Source organism: Psychrobacter sp. TB15 (assembly GCF_000511655.1).
Classification (GTDB): Bacteria; Pseudomonadota; Gammaproteobacteria; order Pseudomonadales; family Moraxellaceae; genus Psychrobacter; species Psychrobacter submarinus.
Map to the genome: position 1 here is coordinate 90,242 of NZ_AYXN01000036.1, position 26,956 is coordinate 117,197.

Here is a 26,956-nt window from a genome sequence, read left to right on the forward strand (position 1 = left end):
CTTATTTTTGCAAAAATGTTTTATAGTTAAAATTCAGACATAGAAGTATAACAAGGAAGACCATGAGCGCCATTATCACCAGTAAACTAAGCCCCAACTCGAGCGAGTTTCAGCAAAATAGTACCGCGATGCAAGCGCTCGTCGATGATTTATATCAGCATCTGCATAAAATTGTCCAAGGTGGATCAGAGCGTGCTCGAGCTAAGCATTTAGCGCGCGGTAAGCTGTTACCTCGCGCGCGCGTGGAGCGTCTACTCGATGTTGGCACGCCGTTTTTGGAAGTGGCGCCGATGGCAGCGCATGATATGTATGATGCCGATATCCCAGCGGCAGGCGTGATTGCCGGTATTGGCCGTATTAACGGCATCGAGTGCATGATCGTCTGTAATGATGCTACGGTGAAAGGCGGTACTTACTACCCGATGACGGTTAAAAAACACTTGCGCGCACAGGAAATCGCGCAGCAAAACCATTTGCCTTGTGTTTATCTCGTTGATTCAGGCGGCGCGAATCTGCCGAATCAAGACGAAGTATTCCCTGATAAAGATGACTTTGGGCGTATCTTTTTTAATCAAGCCAATCTGAGCGCGGCAGGTATTCCGCAAATCGCCGTAGTCATGGGCAGCTGTACCGCAGGCGGCGCTTATGTGCCGGCAATGAGCGATGAGTCTATTATTGTCAAAGACCAAGGGACGATATTTCTCGGCGGCCCGCCACTGGTCAAAGCGGCAACGGGTGAAGAGGTCAGCGCAGAAGACTTGGGCGGCGGTGATGTGCACACGCGGCTATCAGGGGTGGTCGATTATCTAGCACAAAACGATACCCATGCGTTGTCGATTGCCCGCGATATCGTTGGGCATTTGAACCGTGATGCGAAAGTCATTCCCAATCAAATCACCCCGCGGCCTCCACGCTATGATGTCAAAGAGCTGTACGGCATTATTCCGACTGATAAGCGTAAACCGTTTGATATTAAAGAGATCATTGCCCGTATCGTCGACGATAGCGCCTTTGATGAATTTAAGGCGCGCTTTGCCAATACGCTCATTTGCGGCTTTGCCCATATCGAAGGCATGCCTGTCGGTATTATCGCCAATAACGGTATCTTATTTAGTGAGTCGGCGCAAAAAGGCACACACTTCATTGAGCTGTGCTGTAAACGCAAAATCCCGCTGGTGTTTTTGCAAAATATCACCGGCTTTATGGTCGGACGTAAGTATGAGAACGAAGGCATCGCTCGTCATGGTGCCAAAATGGTGATGGCGGTTGCCAATGCCAAAGTGCCTAAATTTACGGTCATCGTTGGCGGCTCTTTTGGCGCAGGTAACTATGGCATGTGTGGCCGCGCTTACGATCCAAGGTTTTTATGGATGTGGCCGAACGCGCGCATCTCGGTGATGGGCGGCGAGCAAGCCGCTTCGGTACTGGCAACGGTAAAGCGTGATAACTTCGAACGCAGTGGCGAGGCGTGGAGCGCTGACGATGAAGAAGCGTTTAAAGCACCAATACGCGATATGTATGAGGAGCAAGGCCATCCTTATTATGCCACTGCAAGGTTATGGGATGATGGCGTCATTGATCCTGCTGATACCCGTCAGGTATTAGCGTTAGGACTTAGCGCGGCTCATAACGCACCTATTGAAGAGACGACCTTTGGTATTTTTAGAATGTAGATTTAGTTTGATAAGTGATAATTCTCGTCTACAAGTATGATAGGAAACTTGGCGTGTGGCTGGTAAAAATTTTCTTGCGTGCTGTGCCTACGCCGACAGAGGCTGCAAAAATTTCTACCAGCCCACTATTTATTTTTCAAAATAGAACTACTGTATTGAAAGAAAAGCCGCTACAAAATTAAGAGAAAAAATTATATGAATAATTATAAAAACCTATTAGTAACCATAGAAAACTACGTCGCAACCGTAACTTTAAACCGTCCTGAAATACGCAATGCCTTTAATGATAAAACAATTAGCGAATTAACCTCTGTATTTAAGCAGTTGGGTCAAAGCGATGACGTTCGTGTGATTGTCTTAGCGGCAGCAGGTAAGGCTTTTTGTGCCGGCGCGGATCTGAACTGGATGCGAGCGATGGCAGATTATGATTATCAAGAAAATCTAGCCGATGCTGATACACTCGCGCAAATGCTCAAAACCATTTATGACTGCTCAAAGCCCACCATTGCGGCTATCCAAGGTGATGTTTATGCTGGCGGCATAGGGCTGGTGGCAGTGTGTGATATCGCTATCGCGGTTAAAAACGCCAATTTCTGTCTCAGTGAAGTGCGCTTAGGTCTAGCGCCTGCAACGATTAGCCCTTATGTGATAAAGGCGTTAGGCGCGCGTGCCTCACAGCGTTACTTCTTAACCGCTGAGGTGTTCAATGCCAAAAAAGCACGGCAACTTGGGTTTGTACATGAGCGCGTCAGTGAAGAGAGCCTAGATGATACGGTCGCTAGGCTATGCGCGAAGATCGTCAATAATAGCCCTGATGCGGTCAAGACCTGTAAGCGCTTACTTCATGATATCGAAGGTAAGCGTATTAATGATGAGTTAATCGCTGATACGGTGAAGGAGATTGCTGATATTCGCGCGTCAGAGCAAGGAAAGGAAGGCGTACAAGCCTTTTTGCAAAAGCGTAAGCCGGATTGGTTGGCTGATAAAGAGTAGTGTAGTTGATTCACTTTAAAACCGATACAGTGCTACTGGGATAAATTGTATGCAGCATCGAAAAGCTCGAAGCGCACAGCAAGCAAAGAAAATTTGTACCAGTAGCACGACAAAATAAATATATCGATTTTATTTTGAATTGACTATAACCCGTTTAAATTAAGGCAAAATATCAAATATAAAGCACAGGAATTGCTATGTTCTCCAAAATACTCATCGCCAACCGTGGTGAAATTGCTTGCCGAGTCGCGGCTACTGCCAAACGTATGGGCGTACGTACGGTCGCCGTTTATTCAGATGCTGACCGATATGCCAAGCATGTCGCTGTTTGTGACGAAGCCGTTTATCTCGGCGGTTCTGCGCCTAAAGACAGCTACTTGAAAGGCGATGCGCTCATTGCCATTGCCAAAGATCGCGGCGCGGAGGCGATTCATCCCGGTTATGGGTTTTTAAGTGAGAACGCTGATTTTGCTGAAGCATGTCAAAATGCAGGTTTAGTATTTATCGGGCCCTCAGCGAATGCCATAAACGCGATGGGCGGTAAATCGGAGTCTAAGCGCTTGATGGAAGCGGCTGGTGTACCTCTGATACCAGGCTATCACGGTGATAATCAAGATAGCGATTTTTTGAAGGCGCAAGCAGACGCTATTGGCTATCCAGTGCTAATCAAAGCCAGTGCAGGCGGCGGCGGTAAAGGCATGAGAATCGTTGAGAATAGTAATAACTTCGACGATCTTTTAGCGTCCTGCCGCCGTGAGACTATCACCAGCTTCGATGATGATCAAGTTCTCATTGAAAAGTACGCCCTCAAACCGCGCCATATCGAAATCCAAGTCTTCGGTGATAGTCATGGTAATTATGTACATCTGTTTGAGCGCGACTGCTCGGTACAGCGCCGCCATCAAAAGTTACTAGAAGAAGCGCCTGCGCCTGACGTCGATGAGTCCATGCGTGCTGCTATGGGCAAAGCTGCCATCGATGCTGCGCGTGCAGTCGATTATGTCGGTGCGGGTACGGTCGAGTTTATCGTTGAGCAGCGCGAGACGGGTATGAGTTTTTATTTTATGGAGATGAACACCCGTCTGCAAGTCGAGCATCCCGTGAGCGAAGCGATAACAGGCGTCGATTTGGTGGAGTGGCAATTACTGGTAGCCGCCGGTCAGAAACTACCGAAAACGCAAAATGAATTATCTATCAATGGTCATGCGATTGAAGCCCGTATTTGCGCGGAGAATCCTGACAATAATTTCTTGCCAGCAACGGGGACGCTGTTCACGTATCAAAAGCCTGAACATAGTACTTTTACTATTAACAAAAACGGTAATGATGTGCGTATCGATGATGGGGTACGCGAGGGCGATGTCATCAGCCCGTTTTATGACTCTATGATTGCCAAGCTTATCGTGCATGCGCCAACCCGCGCGCAAGCATTAGCGAAAATGGATCAAGCATTAGCACTCACTCGTATCGTTGGCTTACCCAATAGTGTCGCGTTCCTACGTTATGTGATTAATACCAACTCTTTTAGTCAGGCCAATCTAGATACGGCTTTAATAGAGCGTGAAGCGACTGAGTTATTCAATCAGCACCCGTTAGAGCTATCGGCGTTGGTAACCACTGCTATCGTGCAGCAGTTGACTAGTGAGAAAGACACAGTGAGAAATAATGCCAATGATCCCTTTAGTCAGCTCTCTGCGTTCCGCGCTTATACCGACTACTCGCGTACTTTTAACCTCATTTATAATGAAGAAAATTACCTTGCTCATATTAGTAATTGGCACAATGCTAATAATGCTGCACGTCAAAACAATGCGGGTCAAAAAAATACAGATAGCACCGATCGTTTTTCTTTAACGATTGAGCACGATACGAGTGGGGCAAGCTCCTCAGAAAAGTCAGATGAGGCTTTATATAACGCTCAAGTCAGCTACCATAGTGATGATGCCCATAATCATACCTTATGGCTCGATGATACGTGTATCAAAGCGCAAAGTTGGACGCATAACGAGACAGTTTACGTCTTTACCGATAGGGGTCGCGATCAGATTGAACTTATCGATGCCATGGCTTATGCAGGGGAGGATTCTGCCGCTGCTGGTAGTCTCAAGTCGCCTATGCCAGGACAGGTGATTGCCTTTAAAGTCGCGGTCGGCGATAGCGTCAAGCAAGGCGAGCCATTAGCGGTGATTGAAGCGATGAAAATTGAACATACGATTACCGCGCCCACTGACGGCGTTGTCGCAGAATTGCTATTTGCAGCGGGCGACTTAGTCGCCGATGGTGATGAGCTACTGCGTATTGATAGCGAGACGAGTGAAGCTTAAGGATACTAACTATGAATAACGCGTACCCAAATCATGTCACCATCGTCGATGTCAGTCCGCGTGATGGCTTACAAAACGAATCCATGACCGTACCGACAGCGATCAAACAGGCCTTAATCGAAGATTTGATCAAAGCAGGGGTTAAGAAGATTGAAACTACTAGCTTTGTTTCCCCTAAATGGGTGCCGCAAATGGGTGATAATAATGAGCTAATGACAGCGCTTGCAGCTAGTAGATCAGATGACGTGATCTATTCGGTACTAGTGCCCAATATGCGCGGCTTTGATGATGCTATCTTGCACCGTCCTGATGAGGTGGTTATCTTTGCCTCAGCAAGCGAAACCTTTAGTCAAAAAAACATCAACTGCAGTATCGATGAGAGCATTGAGCGTTTTGCGCCAGTCACTGCCGCGGCCAAAGCGCAAGGCATCAAAGTACGCGGGGTAATCTCCTGCACGGTCGGCTGTCCTTATGAGGGCGAGATTGACCCTAGTCAAGTGGCTTACGTCACCAAACGCTTGGTTGAGATTGGCGCGGAACAAATTGGCATCGCTGATACCATAGGCGTCGGTACGCCTATTAAGGTAAAAAAAGCGTTAGCAGCGGCACTTGAGTATATCGATATTGCACGTATCTCAGGCCATTTTCACGATACTTATGGACAGGCGCTGAGCAATACTTTAGCGGCGCTCGAGATGGGCATTAACGAATTTGACACCTCAGTCGCGGGCCTTGGCGGTTGTCCTTATGCTAAAGGCGCTACGGGCAATGTCGCGACCGAAGATGTGGTCTATATGCTCCATGGCATGGGGATTGAGACTGGTATTGATTTAGATAAATTAGTCCTCGCAGGCGAGCGCATCAGCGAATTTTTAGGACGCCGTAACGACTCTAACGTTGCAAGAGCTTTGATTAATAAGCGTTCAGCTTAAGTCATCCTGTTTTAATTAATATAAATATCTACCGCTGCGTATAGCTGGCACAAATTTTATTCGCTTGCTGTGTGACTTCGTCACTCCAGAGGCTTCAAAAAATTTATGCCAGCCATACCATTTTTATACATGCTATATTTTTATATAAGTTATCTAATTTTATTAATAGAGTTAAAGATTATAAATAAGGAGTTATTATGAGTTTACCCGGTTTAGACTTTCAGCTTGGCGAAGATATTGATGCGCTGCGTGATGTGGTAGCGCAGTTCGCCGCTAAAGAAATCATCCCGCGCGCAGGCGAGATTGATAGCAGCGATGAGTTCCCGATGGATCTATGGCAAAAAATGGGCGATTTAGGCTTACATGGCATTACCGTACCTGAAGAATACGGCGGCGCTGACATGGGCTACGTCGCTCATATGGTGGCGATGGAAGAGATTAGCCGTGCATCCGCCTCTATTGGTCTAAGCTACGGCGCGCACTCAAACCTTTGCGTCAATCAGATCAAGCGCAACGGCTCAGAGGCACAAAAGCAGAAATTTTTACCTAAGCTAATCACTGGCGAGTTCATCGGTGCGCTTGCCATGAGTGAGACGGGTGCAGGGTCTGATGTGACCAGCATGAAGCTTAAAGCTGAGGAAAAAGGTGACGTCTTTGTGCTAAACGGTAGCAAAATGTGGATTACCAATGGCCCAGATGCCGATGTGATGGTGGTCTATGCCAAGACCAATCCTGAGCTTGGCGCGCAAGGGATTACCGCATTTATTATCGAAAAAGGTATGGACGGTTTTGGTACGGCGCAAAAGCTCGATAAACTTGGGATGCGTGGTAGCCACACCGGCGAGATGACTTTCAATAATGTTGAGGTGCCAAAAGAGAACATCTTAGGTGGCCTGAACAACGGCGTAAAGGTACTGATGAGCGGCCTTGATTATGAGCGCGCAGTATTGGCAGCGGGTCCTATCGGTATTATGCAAGCCGTGATGGACAATGTCGTGCCCTACATTCATGACCGTAAGCAGTTCGGTCAAGCGATTGGCGAGTTTCAGCTGATTCAAGGTAAAGTCGCTGATATGTACACGATTTTGCAAGCAGGTCGCAGCTTTTTATACACGGTCGGCAAGAATCTCGATATGCTAGACGCACAAGGCGCAGGTCATAGCCGGCAAGTACGTAAAGACTGCGCTAGTGTGATTCTATGGTGCGCGGAAAAAGCGACCCTGATGGCAGGCGATGGCATCCAAATCTTTGGTGGTAACGGCTATACCAATGAGTATCCGCTTGGGCGCTTATGGCGCGATGCTAAGCTGTATGAGATTGGCGCAGGCACCAGCGAGATTCGCCGTATGCTGATTGGTCGAGAGTTGTTTAATGAGACTAAGTAGGTAGTTTAGAGTCGATCTTGTAATAAAAAAAGCAGTAAGTCCAAGACCGACTGCTTTTTTATTTTTAACACTTTTAATATAGCTTTAAACTACTAGCTGCTTTTTGCTGTAATCAAAATATCTAGCCAAGCCATTGAGAAGTGAGTCATCACGCAAGCGTACCGGACGATTGACATGCTCAGCAATCATAGCCGCATCACCGCCGGTCATGATCAGCTCAAAGTTAGGATGACGATGAGTGATCTCATTGATAGCACCAACGATAGATAACAAAATGCCGTGATGGACCGCATCCTGCGTGGTGACTCCTTGCGCGATACTATCAAAAGCACCGTTTGAAATCGTAATCTGCTTAGTACCCGAAAATAGCGACTCGCGCTGCAAATAGATGCTCGGAAAAATATAACCGCCCAAATGCTCGGCATGATCGATCAGATCTATTGTGACCGCGGTACCGCAGCCCACTACGCATTGGCGCTTCGTCCTATCTACTGCGCCAAGCATCTGTAACCAGCGATCACAGCCTAATTGTTTGGCATCATAGCGACTACTCATCAGCGCGTGAGACGAGTCGACATTGACAAACTCAAAGGGTATACCCAGCCGACTGAGCGTCTGTGCTACATTGCCATTGAGCTCATCACCCAGCACCGATGAGATACCGATAAAGTCAGGCGCGTAACGCTCAAATCGATCGGTCAGTCCCATTAGCAGCTCAGCTGGCGCTTGCAAATGCTGGCGTGCATTGTGCGAGACAATTTGGCCAATATCATCAGTGAGCCAGTATTTAAGCCTAGTATTACCTAGATCTAGCCAGAGCATAGTTTTTCCTTATTGGCTCTTTATCTAGTGTTCATTAAGTCTCATTTATCACATCAATGCGACCGGTAAAAAGTGCTGAAATATTACCGTTATCTTGCTGCAATTGCAAACAGCCGTTTGTATCGATACCACAGGCACGGCCTTCGATAACGTGCTCGTTATGGTTAAGATTTTGTGTGATTCTTACTCTCAAACCTTTGAGGGCATCTTGCGGTGTAAACTCTCGGTTAAACTGAGCCATTGCATACTGGGTAGAGGTGGGCTGTACATGAGACTTTTCGGCCGATATAGCTTTGAAGCAATCGACAGCGTCTAGTAAAGCCTGACTGATTTGCTCATAAATAATGCTTAAGCTTGGCAAAGGTTCTAACAGATTATCCTTGGCATCTTTATTTATCGACTTATGAATATCTTGTAGGCTAATCGCTTGATAACTCATGCCTTCTAGCGTTTGCTCGGTGAGCTTAGGCGTCGCCGCTACATTTAACCCCACTCCTATGACTACGCCTTTTAGTTTGCTTGCTATCCATACCGGCTCAATCAAAATGCCAGCCAATTTATTAAAAGCGATAAGGCTGTTGTCATTTAAATCAAAACCTAAATCTTGCTTGTGCAGTGGATAAAAGCCTAAATCATTGGCCCATTTTACCCCGATAGGCGTTTTGTTTTGCGCTTTTAGCTGCGTGTTCAGCGCTTGGATAATCGGCATTTTTGCTAATTCTAAACCAATCATTAACGATAGCAGACCACTGATAGGGGTGTTAATCGGATGATAAAGGGAGAGATAGACATTGCCCGGCGGCGATTGCCAAGAGCGGGTATGTTGCCCACGACCTGCTGTTTGCGTCTCAGCGGTCAGTAGCTGTTTATCATTACTATCAAGCTTACCTGCTTGTAATGTCTCTAGCAGCTCGCTATTGGTTGATTTGCTACTAGAGAGGTGCCGATGGTTGAGCGCGGATAAGCTATTGTTTTGAATGGATAAAGGCATAAGGAGTTCGCTAAAAATAGAGTGGTTTGAGCTGACGTCAGATGACTTGTAAGACAATAATTACTGAGATGTTTGCTATACTAAGCGCCTGCTACTGCGCAAGTCAGGCAAGTTATTATGAGCTAAAAGGTTATCTTATTAAATAGCAGACCCATAATAGCTAAACAAAACAGCAGAATAATCAGAGCGCAAATAAAGGATTTCGTTAATGCTATATGTATGGTTTGTGATTGCCGGCGCGTTTGCTGGCGTTTGCGCGGGTTTATTCGGCATCGGTGGCGGCATGATAATCGTGCCAGCTCTCGTTTGGATTTTTACCGCGTATAATTTTTCGCCAGAGGTCGTCACTCACTTAGCGGTTGGCACCTCTTTGGCGACTATTATCGTCACGTCTATCAGTTCATTGACCGCACACAATAAACGCGGCGGCGTGCGCTGGGAGATTTGGCGCGGTATGGCTATCGGCCTTGTCGTGGGTAGTGTCGTTGGCGCAGGTATTGCTGACATGATAAATGGACAAGCACTACAAGCGATCATCGGTATCGGTGCTTTATTGGTCGCGCTGAAGATGCTGTTTTTTTCTAATAAAGAACGGTTAGGCAAACCGCTACCTTCTAAAGGCATACAAGTCGGAGCAGGGACAGGTATCGGTATGGCATCCTCCATATTTGGCATTGGCGGCGGTAGTCTGACCGTGCCATTTTTGAATTGGGCAGGGCTTCCGATGAAGCAAGCGGTTGGTACTTCAGCCGCTTGTGGTTTGCCTATTGCAGTGGCGGGAGCACTCGGGTTTGCTTGGTTTGGGCAAGATGTGGCTACTCTACCCGCAGGCACGATAGGTTTTGTGCATATTATTGGCTTTATCTGTATATCGGTGGCTAGCTTTATTACGGCTAAAATCGGTGCAAGACTTGCGCACCAACTGCCAGCACTGATGCTGAAACGAGCTTTTGGAGTATTATTGATATTCGCAGGCGGGCAGCTGTTTTTGAGTGGGATTGGGGTGTTGTAATTATCTTCTTTTTAAATGTCTTTTGCGTAGTAAGAGTCTTTATATTCAAAGCAAAGCGGCTAAGCAAACTTGTAGCCAAGCTGATCTCGTGCAAACGCAATACCTTTAAAGATCCTAAAAACCCATCCCAATTTCAGGTAGAATAGCCGCCTGTTTTATTATCGAAAAACTCACCGTTTATGCGTTTAAAATCTCTCAAACTGGCAGGCTTTAAGTCCTTTGCCAATGTCACTACTTTTAGCTTCCCCCGCGGCATCACTGCTATCGTCGGGCCAAACGGCTGCGGCAAATCAAACGTCATTGATGCAATCCGTTGGGTATTAGGCGAGACCTCCGCCAAGCAGTTGCGCGGCGGCGCGATGAGTGATGTAATCTTTGCCGGTACGCAAGATAAATCGGCCAAAAGCGTGGCCAGCGTTGAGCTGACCTTTGAGCATACTCAAGATGAGCAGACGGGCATTCGCCACGAGCTCAACCTCTATCAGGAGCTATCAGTACGTCGGCAAGTCAACATGGAGGGCCGCTCCGATTATTTTATCAATGGTACCCGCTGTCGTCGCCGTGATGTGGTCGATGTGTTTTTGGGTACAGGGCTTGGCGCGCGTAGTTATGCCGTGATTGAGCAAGGTATGATCGGGCGTATCGTTGATTCAAGCCCCATGCAGCTGCGCGAGTTTATCGAAGAGGCGGCGGGTGTATCGCGTTATCAGGCTCGGCGGATAGAGACGCAAAAGAAGCTTGAAAAGACACAGGAGAATTTAGCGCGTCTGCACGATATGCAAAGCGAGCTAGTCCGTCAACAAAAAAGCTTAGCGCGTCAAGCGAGCAGCGCTCAGCGCTACAATAAGCTGGCCGAGACCTTAGCGGATATTAAGCAACAACTGGCGATTCAGCAGTTATATCAAGCCAAACAAGCCCAACTGCAACATAAGAATGCGTATGAAGGTAGTGATTTAGCACTCAAAGAGCGGCAAGCGCACTATGAGCAGTTAAAGCATAAGCAAGACAAGCTCAGCACCCAGATTAACCAAGAGCAATGGCTAAAAGACGAAGCACAAAGCGCGCATTATCATCAGCAGCTTGAGCTTCAACAAGCAAAGCATCAGCTAGACGATGTTACGGCGAAGCTGACAGTGATTGAGCAGCAGCTGGTTGCTTTGGAGCGGCAGCGTCAGCAGTCGACTGACGAGCTTGATAGAATAAAGGATGAGCAGGATCAGCAAAAGCTCGAGCTTGCTCGCCTGCAGCCAGAGCTTACTAAGCTAACCAAGAAGCGCCAAACGTATCAAGCGGAAGAGCCGCCACTACAACGCGCATGGTCTGAGTCACAATCGCAGTTAACGCGTCTGCAAGATAACGTGCGTACCCTCGAGCAGCAGCAAGCCATCAATAGCCAAGCGCAAAAGCGTCATCAGCTGAGTCAAGAGAAGCTCGCTGCTCGCCAGCAAAGTTGGCAAACGCTGTGGGATCAGGCGCAGACTCAAAGCTCTACTCATGATGACTCTTTGAGCATAGATGAGCAAGACAAAAGCGCCATCAGCGTTATCGATGAGCTAGAAGCTCAGTTACAGCAGCGTGCGCGTCAGCAAGATAGCGTCGCTGAACGGCTAGCGGATTTGCAACCGCAAGCTCATACGTTGCAGCAGCGTTTGACCGAGCAGCTACGCGAGGTGACAGCACAAGAAAAAAGCCACGCGCTACTGGCAGGCGAGTACGATACGCTACATAAGATCGTACATGCCAAAACGACTCAGAAGCCGACCGCACAAAAAGAGAAGTCGGATAAAGGTTTGGCAAATGACGTTGTTATTAATACTGACAATCTACTGCCGGTTTCTACTTTGCGCGAGCAAATCAAGCTTAGTCCACTTGGCAAGGAGCATGCGCAAACCCTTGATAAGGTACTAGCATTATGGCTAGATAGCCAAGTGCTTACTGATGAGCAAGTGGGTCTAATCTCAGAGCCAGAGCTTTCTAGATATTTGCCAAATTTACTGAGCTTTCAGCATAGCCAACACTCCCAAAACCAAGCTAATAAACAGTCAGCTAGTCGCCATAGTTTGTGGTTGCCTGCACAGATGGCCGATAGCGCTGATCAGGATTTTACAGCCAAGCTACCTGCTAATTTGCAAGCTAAAGTACAGCCTTTATCTGCATTAATTACTAAGCCTGCTTTAGCGATATGGCAGCAGTGCTATTTATATATAGCAGATAAGCCTAACCGCGAAACCACTGCAGAATTGACCGAAATCCTAAAAGTATTGCCGTCATCGGTTTTATTAGTGACTGCAGAAGGTTGGTTGATTAGCGCTAGTGGCACTATGAATTTTAATCAATTCGCCAAGCAACAAGACGCTGCGCAAAACAGTCAATTTTTGATGCAGCGTATGCAACAGCAGCAGCGTTTAATAGAGTTGGAAGAGCTGCTTGATACTAGCGATGAGCACATTGATTGCTTGCATAAGCAAATAAAGAGAAGCCAAAGCGAGTATGACGCGCTAAGAATCAGCTTAGATGAGAGCCGCGCTCAAAACGAGCAGCTTACCCGTGAGGTGTATGATTATCAGCAGCAATTGGCAACTGAGAAAGCTGCCCTCAAGCAAAGACAGGCCGATGCCCAACGTTTGCAGAGCGACAAATTGGCACTGGAGCACGAGCAACAAGAGCTTGCCGCCGAGCAACAAACACTTAATGATGAGCGCGTGCAAATCGAAACAGACTTACAACTCATAAGGCCCAAAGTCCAAGCCGCACAGGATCGACGTCAGCAGCTACAAGGGGAGCGTCACGAGCTGCAGCGCAATCGTCAAAAAGTTGACGCCGATTGGCAAGCCCTGCAGATGCGCCAACAAAAACTTGAGATGCACCTTGAGCATAGTGCTAATAGTCTACAGCGGGCGACGCAATTTCTTGATGAGTCTTTACAAAACTGGCAGACACTGATCGCCAATCGTGACAGCTACCAACAACAACTGCCAACGCTGCAGGCCACATTACAGACTATAAAAGCTAAGCGCGATGAGCAGCAAGATTTATTAGCCACGCGTGAAGCCGCGCTGAGCATCCTTAAAGAGGAGTACAACGAGCAGCAATCTGCCTTAGATACTTTGCAGACTACCTTACAGGATCAGCAAGAGAGCAATGCCAAACAGGCGACAGAGCTGGCGCTGAGCGAGTCTAAACTCAACGATGCAAAGGATAGCGTACAGAGCGCATTGGATGAGTACCATTATATTTTGGCAAAAAGTAGTAAGCAGGCGTTAAAGGCTGCGCCGCCGCAGATAAGTGTTTCAAGCTTATTAACCGATTTTATTACTCATAAACGCCGCGTCCGTCCCGAGAAAATCGCTGAGTTACAAGCTGAGCAGGCCAGTCTTGAGCAGCAAATCAGTAAAATAGGTGCGGTCAATCTGGCAGCAGTGGCAGAGCTGGCTGAGGTTAATGAACGCTTAGAGCCGCTTGCGCAGCAGACCGAAGATATTGCCGCTAGTATGCAGACTTTGACGGATGCTATTGCTTCGATTGATGAGACGACTAAGACGCTATTTATGCAAACCTTAGAGTCGGTCAATGGTGAGTTATCTAAACTGTTCGCCAAAGTATTTGGCGGCGGGCAAGCCAGTCTAACGCTAGATTTGCAGGATATGCCTACGGATACCCAATCTGATATCAGCGCTGATAAATCTGAACATTGGCGCGCAGGGTTGACGTTAATGGCGCAGCCAAAAGGCAAGCGTAATAGCCGTCTCGCTGTACTCTCAGGCGGCGAAAAGACCTTGACTGCGCTGAGCCTAATTTTTGCCATATTTAAACAGCATCCGGCGCCGTTTTGCGTGCTCGATGAAGTCGATGCGCCGCTTGACGATGCTAATGTTGCTCGTTTTACTAGCTTGATTCATGAGTTGGCGGATGATTTACAGTTTATCTTCATTAGCCATAATAAGCTCTCGATGCAGATTGCCGACGAGCTAAAAGGTATCACTATGCCTAGCGCAGGTGTTTCTACTTTAGTGAGCGTCTCACTTGATGAAGCCGAAAAGTACATCGAAAGTTAACTATAGTCGATCCACTATAAAAGAAATGCAGTGCTACTGGAATGAATTTTGCGCAGCCTCTGGGAACGCAGCACGCAAGGAAAATTTATACCAGTAGCACATTACAATGCCTGTACTCTTTTACTCTTTTTATTTAGGATTTACTATATCACGAGTTAAGTTTTGATAAACAAACTTTATAATTTAGGGTAAAATCAAAGCCGTTATATTTATGGCAAGTTTCTATTCGCTTTCTACACGCTTTTTACCCGCTATCATCTACTGAACGGCACGTGCAATGATGAGTATCAAGTGTCAAACCGTTACAAGGTGATGACGCTTTTATGTAGCCGTGCTAGACTGATAGCGTTTAAACTGCTGTATATGCTCTGATTACTTTTATCATTACCTATATTGTTAGCTATATTATTATTAGGATGTATTCTCTTATGACCGCTATCCAGTTTGTGTTGATCGCCATTGCCGCTTTGATTGTGCTAGCAGGACTGTTTATGGTCATTCGTAGTTTCAAGCGCCGACAAGATACTGATGCGGCCGCCGTTAATTATGATAAAAACGGTATCCCTATCATTCCGCGTCATGAGCGCAATGTCGTTGATGAGCCAGACTTCGATGATACTATCGCCGGTGAGACAACGATTGCTCCTAATAGAGAGTATCTGAGTGCTGTGGTTGAAGAAGAGCCGTTGACACAAAACCATACTGAGGTTGATGCGCAGCTGACACAAAATCGTGGTACGACGGCTGATATTAATGATAATGAAACCAATCCTGAGTATGCCCGCTGGCAAGCAGAACAGCAGCGCGCAGATGACGAAGAGTTTGCGCAATTCGCCCAAGACAATAACTCTGACATTCAAAGCGAGCCGGATGCTTTTTCAAGCCTGATGTCAGCGACCGATAGCCTGATGCCCGTGATTGATACTGCCGAGGAGCCGAGCTTCACGGACAACAGCCCTGTGCTCGACCAGCACTTATTGACGCCTATTGATGAGGCGCAAAACGGACCGCTGATAAATGCCAAAGACAACATCAATATTACTATTTTGCCGCAGCAAAGCCGTGAGCGCCCGAGTGCGATTATTCGCGGCAGTGATTTATTAACCTTAGTGGATAAGTACGGCTTGCGCTTTGGCGCGATGAATATGTTCCATCGTTATGAGCAAAAAGACGGCACCGGTATGCTTTGGTTTAGCATGATGGGTATCACTGATAATGGTATCGCACCTTTTGATCCGCATAGCGTGGCCACCAATGTCTATAGCGGCGTGGTGTTGTTTTTATCGCTGCCACATCCGCAAGCGGTGCGTAGTTTTGATAGCATGATGAGTATTGCCTATATGATGGCAAGCGATCTTGATGCGATAATGCTAGACGAAAATAACGAACCGATTACGCCAGATTATAAGCAGCAGCTACGCAATCAAGTCCGCGATTACGACAGCTAAAATAGCCAAATAACCTCTCATTTAACGTCATTTTTATTAAGTAAAAGTGGCGTTTTTTTATGCCAGTCTTTACTGTAAAGCGCCCCCTAAATTGTTATGATAGTTGCTATTATCAATCGCTCAATAACCACTATAGATACCGACTATGACTGACTCTGGCAACTCTAATAACATTCATAACTCTAAAAACCATGCGACCCATGCGACCCATGATAGCGATGTCATTAGCAAAATGCGCACCTTGATTGCAGCGCTAAAAACGCATAATAATGCCTATTACGTCCTTGATAATCCTATGATTGAGGATAGCGAGTACGATCAGCTGCGTCTGTCCCTTATCGAGCTTGAAGAAGAGTATCCAGATTTGGTGCAGCCTGATAGCCCGATCAATCAAGTCGGTGATGTGCCGCTATCGGCCTTTACCCAAGTCACCCATGACATTGCTATGTTATCGCTTGGCAATGTCTTTGATTATGATGATCTCAGCGACTTTATGCGCCGCGTCAATGATCGTCTAAGCGTGGCACAGCAAAACCCTGAGTATGAGATGGAGATGAAGCTCGATGGCTTGGCCGTGTCGCTAAAATACGAGTATGGCCAGTATGTACAAGCGGTCACTCGCGGCGATGGGCAAACGGGCGAGGATATCACCCAAAATGTCAAAACTATTCGCAATCTGCCACTGTGGTTGGCAGATGCCAAAGATATCGAATTGCTAGAAGTACGCGGTGAGGTGTTAATGCCAAAAGCCGGTTTCGAGCGCCTCAATCGTCTAGCAGAGGAAAATGGTGAAAAAACCTTCGCCAATCCACGCAATGCCGCAGCAGGAAGTTTGCGTCAGCTCGACCCTGCGGTAGCGGCCAGTCGCCCGTTAGCGTTCTATGGCTATTCGGTCAATCAAGGCTTGCCTGAGCGTATCGACACGCAATCGGGTGCACTGGCTTGGCTTGGTGATATTGGCTTTACCGTCAGCGCAGTGCGCGTGGTTGCGAACCCGCGCGAGGCGCAAGCGTACTATGAGTCAGTGATTGAAAAACGCAAAAAACTACCGTTTGAGATTGACGGAACAGTGATTAAAGTCAACAGCCTTGCTCTGCAGCAGCAATTAGGCTTTTTATCTAGAGAACCACGCTGGGCGACCGCTTATAAATTCCCTGCTGAAACCGTGATGACCCGCCTGCATACTATCGAATGGCAAGTCGGGCGTACCGGACAGATTACCCCAGTCGGCAAACTAGAGCCGGTCAAAGTCGGCGGCGTCACCGTCAGTAACGTCACTTTGCATAACTTCGGCGAGATTCAGCGCTTAGATGTGCGAGCGGGCGATATGGTCAGCGTACACCGCGCCGGCGACGTCATCCCCAAAGTCACCCGCGTTTGGCACGAGCAACGCCCAGATGATTCTAAACCTGTCGAGCTACCATCGGCTTGCCCCGTGTGTGACTCACCCGTAGTGCTACCCGAGGGCGAAGCCTTGGCGCGCTGTAGCGGCGGTTTGTTTTGTCCGGCGCAGCAAGTCGAGGCGCTTATCCACTTTGTCTCACGGCGGGCGATGGATATCGATGGGCTGGGCGAGCGCTGGCTGATGAGTTTTTTTGAGCATGGCCTTATCAAAACCGTCGCTGATATCTATGACTTACATAACCATACCGACGAGCTGATCACTTTTGAAAAGCTGGGCGAAAAGTCAGTTAATAACATCCTTGCCGCCATTGAAGCGAGCAAACACACCACGCTTGCGCGCTTTATCTACGCGCTTGGTATTCGCGGTGTTGGCGAAGGCACCGCACAGAACTTTGCTCAGCAATTTGGTGATTTAGACAATCTCATGGCAGCCAGTATTGAGACCTTGATAAAAACGCCCGATGTTGGCGAAATCACCGCTGAGCTGACCTATGAGTTCTTCCGTGCGCCGCACAATATCGAAGTCATCACGGCGCTACGCGAGGCAGGCGTGCATTGGGATAAGGTCGAGCAGGTCGCATCCGAAGGGCTACCGCTCGATGGGCAAACGTGGGTCATCACCGGAGCGCTCGATAGCATGGCACGTGATGAAGCCAAGGCCAAACTACAAGCGCTAGGTGCCAAAGTCTCAGGCAGCATCTCCGCCAAAACCAGCGCCCTGCTGGCAGGCGAAAAAGCAGGCTCAAAACTCACCAAAGCAGAAAAATTGGGTGTGAAAGTGGTGAGTGAAGATGAGTTTTTGGCGATGGTTGGGGAGTAGGTTATGATAGAAAGTGATAGAAAAATTTTTGAGAAGTTAAAAGAAATTCCAGATGAATACACTCGCGGAATAACTAATAAATTAGCAAAAATAGTAATAAATAGTGACGGAAATAAAATAAGTGTAGCAAATACAAAATTTCTCATAGCTACTATTTTATTGAATAAAGATTATAAGGAAGAAGCACTAGAGTTGTTTAACAGTATCAGACTTGAAGAGAATAAAAGTATTTACGAGAATGCTCAATTCTTTATAGGAGATATTCTTTTGGAAAGTAATAACTTGTCAGATATAGAAAAGGCTAAGAGGAGCTTTGTTTTTGTAAAGAATAAGTTTCCTTACGAAGCAAGAAATAAGATAGATGTATGCGATTTAATTTTAGATGGAGGTTTTGAAGAGTTAGGTAGAAAGGTTTTTGAAATATCTAATATTGTATATAAAATATTATCCATATTAAAGATTGATATCAATAGTATAGGAAAGAAACAGTTGCATGCAGAACGTAAACTTGCACATTACACCTCAACTGAAGTAACCAACATTCTACTAAATAATCCGAGTACTAGCTCTTTTCGACTAAATACTATTCATAATGTTAATGACCCTAGTGAAGGTAAGCTACTTGAAGGTTGTTTAAAGAATGATAGTAAAAGAATAAATAGTGAAGTAATGTCTGATAGTAAATATCAAACATTTATTGGATGCTTTACTTTCAATCATGACAGTTTAAACCAGTTCAGACTTTACGGTAAGCAAGACTACAAGGAAGCTTCTGGTATTAGCTTGATATTCAATAAAGGTTTTTTCAAAGAAAACGATCACCCTGATCAAATATCATTTATTGCAACTGAAAGAATCTTAGATGAAAAAGTATCCAAGGAGAAAATTAGTCGACAGCCAGTAATACGTTGTGTTTATATAGATCCTAGTTCTCAATTTATACATTTGGCACAACGCAATCAGATTACTTTTTATAGAGAATTTAGCGACCGTGTTGAAGCTGATATAAAATGGATGAAGTATAAAAAGTATATCGATAAAAAAACAAATGAGTTTTTAGTATGCTTTGAGTGTTTGAAAGGTGTATATCAAAAAGCTATTAAGATTGTAAGTGAGCTAGATAAATCGAAAGCTTCAGAAATAAAAATTTTACTAGATAGAATTTTACTACCAATAAAATATCTAATTAAGCATATAGCTTTTCAAGAGGAACAAGAGTGTCGAATGATTTATATCACTTCACTTGATGACCCTAAAGTTAAAATGGATTTTGGCAAGTTTCTATACGTAGAGTACGAGCCAGAGGTAAAGGCAAACTTAGACAAAGTCTACATCGCACCAGCCGCAACGCAATATCAGCCTTACTTGGCAAAGCTATTATGTGGTACGAATAGTTTAGGAAAAAAAATCAAAATTGAACTCTCAAATAATCCTTATCGCTTACCTACTAGCCATTAAAAAAACGTGCGCTATGCCAGCGCACTTTTTTATTTTACCTAAATCTTACATTCCTTATCAATACACAGCAACAGTCCACCCCTACAAAACACACGCTACCACTTATCATTAAACCTAACAAAGTTAACAAGACTGATTCAGATCGCCCTTACCGATGCTTATAAGATAATAGTCACAAATATAAAAAAACTATGATCAAGCAGTGAATAAGCAAAACGTAAGGAGCGCGTTATGGCAGACAATACCACTCATCAGTCTGAGTCCGACACTATAGACGACAGTCACAGCCCGCAAGTACAGCATCTCATCGACACTCTACAAGGCGAGCATATCGGCAAAGAAGGCGGGCAGTCTGCCATCATCTTTCGCATGGTGATGCCAGATCACCTATGTCCGTTTGGCCTCAAATCAATCGATGCGCTCAAGCACGCAGGCTATGACATCATTGATCGTCATATCACGACCCAAGATGAGAATACACTGGTCAAAGACACGCTTGGGGTCAAGACCACGCCGCAGACCTTTATCGATGGCAAGCGCATTGGCGGCAATGATGATCTGCAAGTATTTTTGGGTAATCACGAACCCGAGACAGACGACGACACCACATATACGCCCATTATTGCGATATTTGCTGTTACCGCACTCATGACACTGGCATTATGCTGGGCATTTGCCGTTAGTGTCTTTTCGATACAAGCGCTTATGTGGTTTGTCGCGCTCTCCATGTGTGTATTGGCGATTAAAAAGCTTGAGGATTTAGAAGGGTTTACCACTGGGTTTTTGGGCTATGATTTACTCGCGCGCCGCGTGGTACGCTACGCCTATGTGTATCCGTTTTTAGAAGCGTTTGCCGGTATCGCTATGCTTGCCGATCAGCCTTGGCTCAATCCGATTGCGGGTCTGGTCGCCTTTATCATCGGTTTGATCGGCGGGGTGTCGGTTATTAAAGCGGTCTATATCGATAAGCGCGAGCTAAAATGCGCCTGCGTGGGCGGCGATAGCAATGTACCACTGGGCGCGATCTCTTTAACCGAAAACGTCATGATGTTCGGTATGGGTGGTTATATGCTGATTCGCGCTTTACTATAATCAAATGGTTTGATGATGAATAACCAATATATATCGCTACTCCACCAATTCCTTATGCGGATTAACCATAGCCTCATTCTTTTTACCATCCGGAACAATCCTAATCGGCAATATCAAACCTTTAGCAAAGTCATCGGCGAACACATACTCGTATTGGCTAGCAGTGACCTCAGGAGTCGTATGAACGATAAGCTCAACCGTTTCGCCATCGGTAAGCTCGTGCGAGGTGTATGTGCTTTCTAGTTGGTTAAGGACTTTTGATACGGCCTCATTACTTGCCATGCCGACGGTGAGACTGTGCTGCGCTGTCGCCTTATCGACGTTGAAGTAGTCCGCGTAGTCTTTGACGTTTTGACTATCGATAGCGAAAGGGTAGTCGTAGTCGCTAAGATCTGCGACAGGCTCACCGCTAGCTACTTTTGACCAGTCAATATCGGTAACTACTGACGAGGTTTTATTTGCAGTAGTCGCATTATCGACCTCTACAGAGACATTTCCCTCAGTATTAGCAGAAGTAGCGACGCTATCTTGGTTACTAGTATCACAACCCGTTAATGCGGCTATGCTAAGCGTAGAGACTAGCGTTAGACGTAATAGATGAACTCTCATCACTCTTCCTTTTTTATAAACAGCTTATTTGAGCATGAATTATAGGCAATTAGCATTGCTAATATTTTGACAGCTTTTATGAGCGTTCACCACTTAATCGGCTATAAAAAAACAGCCATCACTCGATGACTGTTTAACGTATAGCTAATCAATACAAATATAGTTTTAGTTAAAGCTCAATCACTATCACTGCTTGATTGACGCAATACTATTAACGACCCATCTTACAGTTGACTTGGTACTCTTTACCATTTGCCCATTTCGTAGCCAATATAGCTTCATCACCTTTCATGTGCCAAGCATAGATGATATCTGGGTTAGAGTCATTAATATAGCTTGCCGTGTCGCCATCAACACCGCCAACTAAAATCACTTCTTGTTGTGACCAGTTCAGTTTAGGAACAGTGGCGCTGATAGTCGCTTGATTTTTATTAATGGACTGCTTTGCTAGGATTTGGCTATCATCAGTACAAGTATAAGGGGCAGGCGCCATACGATCGTAAGCCATATCACTCGTACCATTTGTCGGAGTGGCTGGAGTAGTAGGAGCGGTAGGGGTAGTGGTAGAGCAGGCTGCTAGTAGAGCAACGGCAGGTAGGGTAGCGGTGAGTTTCATCATAGTATTCATAAACATCTCCAAAATATATTACTTTATTATTAGGGGTTCTAGCACTGTAGGTGCATAACATTTATGGTAACCAATGCATCTACTCTAGAGTGTTAGGAATTGTTCACTACCTTATAACTTCATTTCTTAAATATTGACTAATGTAATTATGAAATTTAACTAAAAAAAGCGCTTGCTGACTTAAGCCAACAAGCGCCTTTTTATAGTGCTTCGTACTATTTACACTTTTCTATCTCACGTTATTTAGTCTTACGCGGCGGTAAGCCCGTATGCTGAGTCTGAAAGTTACCTTTGCTGACTCTTTTTTTGGAGCGGTTGTTGGCTTGAGCTTTATTAGTACTATTTTTATTACGGTTCTGACGCTTAGCTGAGTCATTACCAACGCGGCTATTTTTCTTACGCGCCGATTGATAGCTGTCCTGCGCCGCATCGCGGCCTTCTAGATGCGCATTATATGGCGGGATAAGGCAGCCACGGTTTTTACCGATAAGATCGCTACGGCCCATATCTTGCAGCGCTTTACGCAGTATTGCCCAGTTTTTAGGATCATGGTAACGCAAAAAGGCTTTATGCAATTTACGCTGCTTACCTGATTTGACGATATCCATATCACCGCCCGCGCGGCTGACTTTGTGTAGCGGGTCTTTGTGAGTGTGATACATCGTCGTCGCTGTTGCCATAGGGCTTGGATAAAAGGCTTGCACTTGATCGGCGCGGTAGCCATGACTTTTTAGCCACAGCGCCAGATTCATCATGTCTTCGTCTTTAGTACCGGGGTGCGCCGCGATAAAATAAGGTATTAGATACTGCTCTTTACCGGCCTCTTGACTGTATTGCTCAAACATCGCTTTGAACTTATCGTAGCTACCCATGCCAGGTTTCATCATCTTGGACAGTACGCCTTCTTCTGAATGCTCTGGGGCAATTTTTAGATAACCACCAACGTGATGGCTGACCAGCTCTTTGACGTATTCTGGATCTTTTACCGCCAGATCATAACGTAGACCGGATGCAATCAGGATCTTCTTCACGCCTTTGATATCACGCGCTTTACGGTATAGCTGAGTCAAATTACTATGATCAGTAAGCAGGTTTTCGCAGACGTCTGGATAGACACAAGAGGGCTTACGGCAGTGCTTTTCGATGGTTTCATCTTTACAGTTAAGGCGATACATATTGGCCGTCGGGCCGCCAAGGTCGGAGATGACGCCTGTGAAGTTTGGCGCGGTATCACGAATGGCTTCGACTTCGCGCAAGATTGAGTCTTCTGAACGGTTTTGGATAATGCGCCCTTCGTGCTCGGTGATTGAGCAAAAAGTACAACCGCCGAAACAGCCGCGCATGATATTGACCGAAAACTTAATCATGTCATAAGCAGGGATACGCGCATCGCCGTAGCTTGGATGTGGCAAACGTGCATAAGGCAAGTCAAAGACGTAGTCCATCTCTTCGGTCGATAGCGGAACTGGCGGTGGATTGAGCCAGACATCGATAGAGGTGAAGGAATTGCCCGCGCCGCTACTATGACGCTGCACTAGCGCCCGCGCGTTACCCGGGTTAGTCTCGAGATGTAGAATACGGCTGGCATGCGCGTAGAGCACCGGATCTGATTTGACATGATCGTAGTCGGGTAAGCGAATGACAGTTTGCTCACGTGGCGGCATTTTTAGCTTATGTTTAAGAGCAGTTTTTGGCTTATATTCTTTATTATCTTCAGCCTCCATACCGCGCATTTGCACCACTTGCGTATCCGTATCGACTTGCTCAGCGTTCAGAACTTTATTAGTGACAGGCTCTGCGACAAATCCTGCGTATTGGGCAGACATACCAGTCATCGCTTGGCCAACGGGCGAATCGCTAGGCTTTTCTTGCTCAATTTTGCAGCTATCAACGTCTTCAGTCATCACATAAGGGTTGATAATTGGATCGACACGGCCGATGGTATCGACATCGTTACTGGCGACCTCTGTCATATGCGCTTGCCAGTGGCGACGGCTTGGAGTCAATAGATAAGCTGTACCGCGAAGGCTGCTCATTTGCTCAAAGGTATAGCCTTTGGATAAACCATGCACCACGTCGACGATAGCGCGCTCAGCGTTCCCGTAGAGTAAGACATCAGCGCGGCTATCGAGCAAAATACTACGACGTACTTTATCCGACCAATAATCATAATGGGCGATACGGCGTAGGCTGCCTTCGATACCGCCTAAGATAATGGGCACATCAGGATAAGCTTCACGGCAGCGCTGACTATAGACGATAGCGGCGCGGTCCGGGCGTTTATTCGCCACGTTGCCCGGCGAGTAAGCGTCATCGCTACGTATCTTGCGATCAGCAGTGTAGCGGTTGATCATGCTATCCATATTGCCGGCGGTGACACCATAAGCGTAGACAGGTTTGCCAAGCTCCATAAAGGCGTCTTTGCTCTTCCAATCAGGCTGGGCGATGATACCGACGCGAAAGCCTTGCGACTCAAGCAAACGCCCGATAATTGCCATACCGAAGCTTGGATGATCGACATACGCATCGCCCGATACGATGATAATATCGCAAGCATCCCAGCCTAGCTCGTCCATCTCGGCTCGGCTCATCGGCAGATAAGGCGCCGGCTCATAGCAGCTCGCCCAGTGCTTATCGTAGTCATATAACGGTTTAGTGCCTTGTTTAAAGGCGGTATGGGCAATGGTATCGGCAGACATGGACAGACCTTAATCAAAAAAATGTGTTTTGCATGTAGCCGCTACTATCAGTTTTAGTGAGCCGCTCATTTAAAGGCGCTCATCTTAACATGAATCGTACTCAGGATGTGATATTCAATCACCGATAAGTGATTGATAGTGTAAGATTAATCCAATAATATCTTCGTACCACTTTTGGTGAAGTTCATCACAAACTGACTGCTAAAACTACGCACATTATTATCATGCGTCAGCAAATTACGGGTAAATTGATGGTAATCTTGCATATTTTTGGCATTGACCATCAGCATAAAATCCGCATCCCCTGATACTTCATAACAGCTCATCACCCGGGGCTGGCTGCTCATTAGGCGCTCAAATCGGTGCTGCATCGAGTTATTCGAGCGTAGCATCTGGATCATCACTATTGCTGTCAGGCCATATCCCACCTTGTTTGGATTGACGATAGCAACCTGTTTGCTAATCACCTCATTATCTATTAGCGCCTGTACGCGTCGCTGTGCGGTTGCAGTAGACACGTGTACTTTTTCGGCAATGGTTTTTAGCGGTAAAGTCGCATCGTCTTGTAGTAGATTTAGTATGGCTTTGTCGGTTTGATCAAGAGTGTGCGTCATAATAGTAGTCTGCTTAATTAGGCAGGGTTCATTAGTCAATAAGGATAATCAGTAATAAACCTAAATTGTGATAAATAATGAATAATACTGCGATATTATGATAAATAAATTCAGAAACAGCTAAATATAGAAATAATATATCAAAGCGCTCGCGTAAACTAGCTTCCCTCAGTTTAATAACAACAAGATGCTGAGTCATAAAATTTAGTTCAATTTTGGAGCGTCTATGTCAACCACTACTTTATCATCGGTATTCACAAGCACTATCTCACGCTTGCCTGTACCTGCGATTTGGGCTTCAGGTAGCGCTAAGCACCGCACGTTAATTATAGGCGCGGCATTAGCGGTAATGTCTAATGTATTATTTGGTGTACTTTATGCTTATAGTCACTTTTTAGCGCCGTTATCGGGTACGCAGGTTTTTATCTGGCGCATGCTAGCAATGTGGGCGGCACTCGTAGGCTACTTAGTGGTTAGCGGGCGTCTAAGCTTGCATATCGGTAAGTTAAAACAGCTAAGATCAGCCAAGCAGTGGGCATGGCTGCTACTACCAACGCCAATATTTTTGAGCCAGTTTTGGCTATTTATGTGGGCACCCATCAATGGCCAAGGCGTACAAACGGCGATGGGTTATTTCCTGTTTCCATTGATGATGGTGGTGTTCGGTTGTGTACTATTCGGTGAAAAGCTTAGCCGCTTACAATGGTTGGCGGTAGGCTTTGCTGCGCTTGGCGTTGGCAGTGAGATTGTACGGACCCAAAGCGTGTCTTGGGCAACACTTTGGGTGTGCGGTACTTATCCGCTGTATTATATTATTCGCCGTCTGCAAGGCATTGGTGCGATAACGGGCTTACTGGTTGATTTGACTATTTTTGCACCGTTTGCTTTAGGGTATTTATGCTTTATAGCGCCAAGTAGTTTGAGCTTAGTTGGCGGCTCTAGCTTCTTTATTATGATGCTAATAGGACTAGGTATCTTAAGCGTGCTGGCGATGAAAACCAACGTCGATGCCAGTCAAATGCTGCCAGTCAATGTGTACGGCATGATGAGCTACCTAGAGCCGGCACTGCTATTTATCTTAGCGATTACGGTGCTGGGTAATCCGTTTGAGTCAGCGATGCTCTATAGTTATGGGCTGATCTGGTTAGGCATTGCGTTTTTAATTATGCATGGTTTTCGTCAGTTGCGTGGTGCGCGTAAGCAACAATTAATTGCTATTCAGAAAAAGTAGATATAAAAACGAATTCTTTTAATCGTCAGTGTAGGTTGGTGTCGAGGTACGAGACCCTGAGAGCCGAAAAAAAGAAGCATTGCTTCATTAGGCTCGCAAGAAAAGTTCTTTAAATAGAACTTTTTATCATAGATTTAATCGTTGGGTGTCGCAAGCTCGACACCAACCTACATCTGCTCTTTTATAATACATTTAGATAACAACTTTAACCCAAATGCTGTTTAAAGCCGCGCTGCTTATCACGCTCCCAGTCGCGATCTTTTAAGGTTTTACGTTTATCATGCTGCTTTTTACCAACGGCAAGTCCGATCTGACACTTCACCATTGAGCGCTTCCAGTAGCAGGATAAGGGCACGCAAGCATAGCCTTTTTGATTAACTGCGCCGTAAAGCTTATCGATCTCGCGGCGATTAAGTAGTAGCTTACGCGTGCGCGTAGTGTCAGGGTTGACGTGCGTAGAGCTGGAGATTAACGGCTGAATATGGGCACCAAACAAAAAAGCCTCATTATTACGAAAGATAATATAAGCTTCGGTAATGGTCATTTTGCCGGCGCGAATGGACTTGACCTCCCAGCCTTGCAGTGACAATCCTGCCTCAAAAGTCTCTTCAATAAAATACTCGTGCCGCGCTTTTTTATTACTGGCAATTTGGTTGTCCGGTTTTTTAGATTTTTTTGACATAATTTCTCCTTCAAAACGTTAAGTTGCTGTTTTAAACGTGCTGACTTGAACTTAACGCTTTAGTCTTACTGTTCCTCATCCTAA

At 46.0% G+C, this 26,956-nt stretch carries 19 protein-coding genes; 12 read left to right on the forward strand and 7 right to left on the reverse strand.

Going from position 1 to position 26,956, the window contains the following annotated elements:
• Positions 1-62 precede the first annotated feature (62 nt).
• The 5 genes from W234_RS0108700 to W234_RS0108725 all read left to right on the forward strand — a co-directional run bounded on the left by W234_RS0108700 (position 63) and on the right by W234_RS0108725 (position 7,307).
• Complete coding sequence (locus W234_RS0108700) at positions 63-1,673, forward strand: carboxyl transferase domain-containing protein (protein WP_025646478.1); 1,611 nt, start codon at positions 63-65, stop codon at positions 1,671-1,673.
• A gap of 195 nt (positions 1,674-1,868) precedes the next feature.
• Complete coding sequence (locus tag W234_RS0108710; RefSeq protein WP_025646479.1) at positions 1,869-2,666, forward strand: enoyl-CoA hydratase/isomerase family protein; 798 nt, start codon at positions 1,869-1,871, stop codon at positions 2,664-2,666.
• A 197-nt stretch (positions 2,667-2,863) separates the two neighbouring features.
• The gene (locus W234_RS0108715; RefSeq protein WP_025646480.1) at positions 2,864-4,990 is read left to right on the forward strand and encodes an acetyl/propionyl/methylcrotonyl-CoA carboxylase subunit alpha; all 2,127 of its coding nucleotides are present in this window, start codon (positions 2,864-2,866) and stop codon (positions 4,988-4,990) included.
• Positions 4,991-5,001: 11 nt separating this feature from the next.
• Positions 5,002-5,922 carry a hydroxymethylglutaryl-CoA lyase gene (locus W234_RS0108720; RefSeq protein WP_025646481.1) on the forward strand — a complete coding sequence of 307 codons (921 nt, stop codon included), beginning with the start codon at positions 5,002-5,004 and terminating at the stop codon, positions 5,920-5,922.
• Between the two features lie 197 nt (positions 5,923-6,119).
• Entirely contained in the window at positions 6,120-7,307 is a 1,188-nt protein-coding gene (locus tag W234_RS0108725; protein ID WP_025646482.1) for an isovaleryl-CoA dehydrogenase, read from the forward strand.
• Positions 7,308-7,391: 84 nt separating this feature from the next.
• Here the strand turns inward: W234_RS0108725 and W234_RS0108730 are convergent, their stop codons facing one another.
• The gene (locus tag W234_RS0108730) at positions 7,392-8,129 is read right to left on the reverse strand and encodes a pantothenate kinase (RefSeq protein ID WP_025646483.1); all 738 of its coding nucleotides are present in this window, start codon (positions 8,127-8,129) and stop codon (positions 7,392-7,394) included.
• 34 nt (positions 8,130-8,163) lie between these two features.
• Complete coding sequence (locus W234_RS0108735; protein ID WP_025646484.1) at positions 8,164-9,120, reverse strand: biotin--[acetyl-CoA-carboxylase] ligase; 957 nt, start codon at positions 9,118-9,120, stop codon at positions 8,164-8,166.
• 208 nt (positions 9,121-9,328) lie between these two features.
• On the opposite strand from W234_RS0108735, the gene W234_RS0108740 reads away from it, so the two are divergent.
• The 6 genes from W234_RS0108740 (at position 9,329) to W234_RS0108765 (ending at position 20,409) form a co-directional block, all read left to right on the forward strand.
• The gene (locus W234_RS0108740; RefSeq protein WP_025646485.1) at positions 9,329-10,132 is read left to right on the forward strand and encodes a sulfite exporter TauE/SafE family protein; all 804 of its coding nucleotides are present in this window, start codon (positions 9,329-9,331) and stop codon (positions 10,130-10,132) included.
• A gap of 179 nt (positions 10,133-10,311) precedes the next feature.
• Positions 10,312-14,187: a chromosome segregation protein SMC gene (gene smc, locus W234_RS0108745; RefSeq protein WP_025646486.1), complete on the forward strand. Its 3,876-nt coding sequence runs from the start codon at positions 10,312-10,314 to the stop codon at positions 14,185-14,187.
• Between the two features lie 428 nt (positions 14,188-14,615).
• On the forward strand, positions 14,616-15,635 hold the full coding sequence (locus W234_RS0108750; protein WP_025646487.1) for a cell division protein ZipA C-terminal FtsZ-binding domain-containing protein: 1,020 nt from the start codon (positions 14,616-14,618) through the stop codon (positions 15,633-15,635).
• A gap of 232 nt (positions 15,636-15,867) precedes the next feature.
• Complete coding sequence (ligA, locus tag W234_RS0108755) at positions 15,868-17,859, forward strand: NAD-dependent DNA ligase LigA (protein WP_413771576.1); 1,992 nt, start codon at positions 15,868-15,870, stop codon at positions 17,857-17,859.
• 3 nt (positions 17,860-17,862) lie between these two features.
• Entirely contained in the window at positions 17,863-19,317 is a 1,455-nt protein-coding gene (locus W234_RS0108760) for a DUF2971 domain-containing protein (protein WP_025646489.1), read from the forward strand.
• 231 nt (positions 19,318-19,548) lie between these two features.
• A complete protein-coding gene (locus W234_RS0108765; protein WP_156923977.1) occupies positions 19,549-20,409 on the forward strand; it encodes a MauE/DoxX family redox-associated membrane protein in 861 nt (286 codons plus the stop codon).
• 36 nt (positions 20,410-20,445) lie between these two features.
• Here the strand turns inward: W234_RS0108765 and W234_RS0108770 are convergent, their stop codons facing one another.
• From W234_RS0108770 to W234_RS0108785, 4 genes are all read right to left on the reverse strand, one after another.
• The gene (locus W234_RS0108770; protein WP_025646491.1) at positions 20,446-21,018 is read right to left on the reverse strand and encodes a hypothetical protein; all 573 of its coding nucleotides are present in this window, start codon (positions 21,016-21,018) and stop codon (positions 20,446-20,448) included.
• Between the two features lie 211 nt (positions 21,019-21,229).
• Positions 21,230-21,646 carry a hypothetical protein gene (locus W234_RS0108775; protein WP_025646492.1) on the reverse strand — a complete coding sequence of 139 codons (417 nt, stop codon included), beginning with the start codon at positions 21,644-21,646 and terminating at the stop codon, positions 21,230-21,232.
• A gap of 239 nt (positions 21,647-21,885) precedes the next feature.
• Entirely contained in the window at positions 21,886-24,345 is a 2,460-nt protein-coding gene (locus tag W234_RS0108780) for a YgiQ family radical SAM protein (RefSeq protein WP_025646493.1), read from the reverse strand.
• 146 nt (positions 24,346-24,491) lie between these two features.
• Positions 24,492-24,959 carry an Lrp/AsnC family transcriptional regulator gene (locus W234_RS0108785; protein WP_025646494.1) on the reverse strand — a complete coding sequence of 156 codons (468 nt, stop codon included), beginning with the start codon at positions 24,957-24,959 and terminating at the stop codon, positions 24,492-24,494.
• 226 nt (positions 24,960-25,185) lie between these two features.
• Between W234_RS0108785 and rarD the strand changes: the two genes are divergently transcribed.
• Positions 25,186-26,190 carry an EamA family transporter RarD gene (rarD, locus tag W234_RS0108795; protein ID WP_025646495.1) on the forward strand — a complete coding sequence of 335 codons (1,005 nt, stop codon included), beginning with the start codon at positions 25,186-25,188 and terminating at the stop codon, positions 26,188-26,190.
• A 205-nt stretch (positions 26,191-26,395) separates the two neighbouring features.
• Here the strand turns inward: rarD and smpB are convergent, their stop codons facing one another.
• Positions 26,396-26,872 (reverse strand): SsrA-binding protein SmpB, encoded by a 477-nt coding sequence (gene smpB / locus W234_RS0108800; protein WP_025646496.1) that lies wholly within the window; start codon positions 26,870-26,872, stop codon positions 26,396-26,398.
• Between the last annotated feature and the right edge of the window lie 84 nt (positions 26,873-26,956).